We start from the raw sequence: 3,288 nt of genomic DNA on the forward strand, positions 1-3,288 counted from the left end.
AGCCCGCACTTGGCGGGCTTTTTTGTGCCTGTAATTCAGTAAGCTAAAGCGACTTACCCGTAAATATAACTTTTCCAACTAAAGTGCAGTTGCCGTTTATTGCTATTAGTTGCTCAGGCCAATTGGGGTTAGCGGCTTTTAAAAACTTTTGGCCGCCTTCAATTATTAACTGCTTAAACGTGGCTTCGTTGTTATCGTCTAGGCGCGCGACCACGTACGAACCATGTATACACTCAGCTTCAGGGTCTACAAATATTAAATCGCCCTCATAAAACTTAGGCTCCATGCTCACACCATGCACTTTTAGCGCAAACGTTTGATCACTGCATTTTACAGGGCATAAATAACGGTCTGCATCATATTCTTTTATTTCACTTATTTCAGACCATGCCCCCGCTTGCACCCAACTGATTAATGGCACCGCTGCTTTAAGCGTAGGTCCTGGCGAAACATTGCTGTTGGTGTCTTTGTTATCAGTAATTCCAAACTGTAAATATTCAGGAGTACATTTTAGCGCTCTAGCAAGTGCCTCTATATTGCGTGGGTTTTTGGTGTCACCGCGTTCGATTTTCTGAATTGAAGTTTGAGAAGAGCCAGTTAATTCAGCTAGCTCATACTGCGTTAGATCTAGATGCGTGCGTAACTCCTTTATTCTTTGTGCAATATTCATTTAAACCCCTTAGAAGTGCTTAATCACTATTAGTAATTATCGGCATAAGTATAACAACCTTTAGTAATTAGCGTAAAACGCTTAAAAGTAATGATTAATATTACTTAAAGTAACTATAAGTGTTGACAGTTACTTTAAGTGATCATAGGATTACCTAAAGTAATCTAAGCGGAGGCGATTATGTCATCTATAAGTAAAGCAGTGGAAATAATAGGCGGTCAAACAAAGCTAGCTAGCATTTTAGGAACAAAACAGTCAGTCGTTTGCCATTGGCTTAACCGCCACGGCCAAGCCCCAGCGAAATACATTACCCGCATTTCAGAACTAACAAACGGCCAAGTAACGGTAGCAGACCTACTAGCCGACCACGTTAAAACCGACAAGGAGAGTGCAGCATGAGCCAGTTAGTCGCCGCAGACCATTACCGCCGCAATGTACGCGGCGAGGTAGTGACAATTAATGACCGCTATTTACGCCCTGCAGATGTGGCGGAAAAGTGCGGAATGCACCGCACATCGTTATATCGGTTGATGGATAAAGGGCAGTTTCCTAAAACACATAAAATATCGAGCGGCCGTGTTGTATGGCTTGAAGCAGATATTGAAGAGTTTATGCGGTTAGGCAGTGAGAAGTTTCAAGAGATTTACGGCAATAAACAAGTTAATAACTAGGAGCAGGGAAATGAGCACATATCAAGTATTTAGTCGTGAAACGTTAAGCAGCTTTAAAACATTAGCAGAGCAATGCCGCTATTTATTGAGCTGCAAAATTACCACAACAAAAGCAACGCACGAAACAAAGCCAGCAGTGCTGCAAGCACGTGTAGGTGATTTTTTACTACCTGTTTTTTGCAATGGCGACGAGTACCAAACAATACAAAAAGCAGTTTTCTGGTTAAAAACACAAGCAACTAATTACCTAAATGCAGCAACACGCAGCCAGCAAGGAGTTAATTAATTATGGCAAACACAGCTATTAACTACCCAAACCAAGCGCCACTAAAAGCAGTAACTGGCCGCCACATACCAAAAGGCCTAGCCGAAATAAAAGCATTGATGGGCAGTGAGCGCCACACGCCAGAATACGTGTATACCAAAGTGCTAAGCGAGCAAGAGCGCACACTAGTATGTTTTGCCGCAGGTTTAAAGCGCCACCATTTAGAAAGCGGCTTTGCTAATTTTGATGCAGATACCCGCCTAAAAATTCACAAGGCTATTTTGCAAATGGAGCAATTAGTAAAAGCATTTACCGACGCTAACGCCATGGCCCCCGCTAAATTTGTGCAACATGCACCGGTTGAGCCTGCCAATACCAATTATTCACATTTAACCATTACTAAGGGCTGATTATGAGTTCAGTAAATCGCGGAACGGTACGCAACAACGACGACTACTACATAACACCGCATTGGTTAATTGAAGATTTTTTAGCAGCGTTTAGCGAAAGTAATTGCTTTCGCTTTGATCCTGAAAATTATCCACGCGTTCTCGACCCAAGCGCCGGCGGTTGTGAAAAATACCCAATGAGCTACCCAACGGTATTAGAGCAAGAGGGTTTTAGAGTTGAAAGCTGGGATATACGTGAAGACTCACGCGCTAACTTAACAGGCGTTAACTTTTTAAACGTCCCTAGTTATGAATCACGCAAATACGACATGATCATCACCAACCCACCATTCTTCCAAGCGCAAGCGTTTGCCGAGCACGCACTTGAAATGGTTGAAGACGGCGGTTTGGTAATTATGCTGCAACGCTTAAATTGGCTAGGTAGCCAGAAGCGTAAGCCAATGTGGCAAAAAATGCCGCTAGCCGCGGTGTATGTGCATAGCAAGCGCCCAGGCTTTGACCCACAAAAACCAAGTAAAACCGATTCAACCGAATACGCTCACTTTGTATTTTGCAAAGGCTACGAGCGAGCCCCTGAACTTTTTGTAATTTAACGCTGGGAACTGCTGAAAATGAAACTACACCCAAAAGCAAAAGCCGCACTTGGCTATTACAACGCACACAGAAAAGAGCGCGATATAGCAAAGTGTGATTTTCAAAAAGCGGTAAATGCATTATGCGACTTAAACGCCTACGCGCCCAAAATAGCAAAGCGCATAGAGGCGCTTGGTCGTTTTAGCTCAAATAGCTGGTACGCATATTCAATGGCTGAGTTTGATATACAACTTGATAACGATGTAAGGCTTTTACACGCATACCACAACATTGAGCCTAATAACAGCTACGACGAGCTAGACACAGACGAATTAAACGACATCCCATTTTAAACTCCCAAGGACACTAAAAAATGAACGCTATCAAAGACCAAGCTGCATCTAAAAATAAGCAATTACTACTTAATATTGTTTTACACGCCATTGAGCAAGTTAACTTTGCAATTCGCAATTTAAACAAACGCAGCACTATTGGCATGCTAATGCAGTGCGAAGACACGTTAACCGACTTGCTACCTATTGTAAAAATGATTGCAGACGACGACGTTAATTTTGAAAGCGTTTACAGCCAAATGAGCATTGCGTTAAGTGCAGCACAAATTGGCGGTGAGCCAATGGAAATAGAGCTGTAACGCTGTGGCTAACACGCAACCAATTGACCTAAAAGCCCTTAGACTAT

Annotated in this window: 8 protein-coding genes; 7 read left to right on the plus strand and 1 reads right to left on the minus strand. The window is 42.8% G+C overall.

Going from position 1 to position 3,288, the window contains the following annotated elements:
- Positions 1-43: 43 nt before the first annotated feature.
- Positions 44-670, minus strand: a complete 627-nt coding sequence (locus I6E78_RS18080; protein WP_197183065.1) for a LexA family protein — start codon at positions 668-670, stop codon at positions 44-46.
- A 180-nt stretch (positions 671-850) separates the two neighbouring features.
- Here I6E78_RS18080 and I6E78_RS18085 point away from each other — a divergent pair, with 180 nt between their 5' ends.
- Genes I6E78_RS18085 through I6E78_RS18115 form a run of 7 tightly spaced genes read left to right on the plus strand, consistent with a single transcriptional unit; the run spans position 851 to position 3,241 of the window.
- Positions 851-1,069 carry a YdaS family helix-turn-helix protein gene (locus tag I6E78_RS18085; protein ID WP_197183066.1) on the plus strand — a complete coding sequence of 73 codons (219 nt, stop codon included), beginning with the start codon at positions 851-853 and terminating at the stop codon, positions 1,067-1,069.
- Positions 1,066-1,341 carry a helix-turn-helix transcriptional regulator gene (locus I6E78_RS18090; RefSeq protein WP_197183067.1) on the plus strand — a complete coding sequence of 92 codons (276 nt, stop codon included), beginning with the start codon at positions 1,066-1,068 and terminating at the stop codon, positions 1,339-1,341. The genes I6E78_RS18085 and I6E78_RS18090 overlap by 4 nt, the downstream gene beginning before the upstream one ends.
- Before the next feature lie 10 nt (positions 1,342-1,351).
- Positions 1,352-1,627: a hypothetical protein gene (locus I6E78_RS18095; RefSeq protein ID WP_197183068.1), complete on the plus strand. Its 276-nt coding sequence runs from the start codon at positions 1,352-1,354 to the stop codon at positions 1,625-1,627.
- Between the two features lie 2 nt (positions 1,628-1,629).
- Positions 1,630-2,016, plus strand: a complete 387-nt coding sequence (locus I6E78_RS18100; protein WP_197183069.1) for a hypothetical protein — start codon at positions 1,630-1,632, stop codon at positions 2,014-2,016.
- Positions 2,017-2,018: 2 nt separating this feature from the next.
- Positions 2,019-2,609: an SAM-dependent methyltransferase gene (locus I6E78_RS18105; protein ID WP_197183070.1), complete on the plus strand. Its 591-nt coding sequence runs from the start codon at positions 2,019-2,021 to the stop codon at positions 2,607-2,609.
- Positions 2,610-2,627: 18 nt separating this feature from the next.
- Complete coding sequence (locus I6E78_RS18110) at positions 2,628-2,942, plus strand: hypothetical protein (RefSeq protein WP_197183071.1); 315 nt, start codon at positions 2,628-2,630, stop codon at positions 2,940-2,942.
- Positions 2,943-2,962: 20 nt separating this feature from the next.
- Positions 2,963-3,241: a hypothetical protein gene (locus tag I6E78_RS18115; protein ID WP_197183072.1), complete on the plus strand. Its 279-nt coding sequence runs from the start codon at positions 2,963-2,965 to the stop codon at positions 3,239-3,241.
- Positions 3,242-3,288: the final 47 nt, after the last annotated feature.

This window comes from Pseudoalteromonas sp. NZS127, from assembly GCF_015864805.1.
Lineage (GTDB): Bacteria > Pseudomonadota > Gammaproteobacteria > Enterobacterales > Alteromonadaceae > Pseudoalteromonas > Pseudoalteromonas nigrifaciens.

What these genes read in the sequence shown, in the direction of transcription:
- I6E78_RS18085 (WP_197183066.1), top strand. Translation starts at nt 851, where the DNA reads ATGTCATCTATAAGTAAAGCAGTGGAAATAATAGGCGGTCAAACAAAG.
- I6E78_RS18115 (WP_197183072.1), top strand. Translation starts at nt 2,963, where the DNA reads ATGAACGCTATCAAAGACCAAGCTGCATCTAAAAATAAGCAATTACTA.
- I6E78_RS18100 (WP_197183069.1), top strand. Translation starts at nt 1,630, where the DNA reads ATGGCAAACACAGCTATTAACTACCCAAACCAAGCGCCACTAAAAGCA.
- I6E78_RS18105 (WP_197183070.1), top strand. Translation starts at nt 2,019, where the DNA reads ATGAGTTCAGTAAATCGCGGAACGGTACGCAACAACGACGACTACTAC.
- I6E78_RS18090 (WP_197183067.1), top strand. Translation starts at nt 1,066, where the DNA reads ATGAGCCAGTTAGTCGCCGCAGACCATTACCGCCGCAATGTACGCGGC.
- I6E78_RS18080 (WP_197183065.1), bottom strand. Translation starts at nt 670, where the DNA reads ATGAATATTGCACAAAGAATAAAGGAGTTACGCACGCATCTAGATCTA.
- I6E78_RS18095 (WP_197183068.1), top strand. Translation starts at nt 1,352, where the DNA reads ATGAGCACATATCAAGTATTTAGTCGTGAAACGTTAAGCAGCTTTAAA.
- I6E78_RS18110 (WP_197183071.1), top strand. Translation starts at nt 2,628, where the DNA reads ATGAAACTACACCCAAAAGCAAAAGCCGCACTTGGCTATTACAACGCA.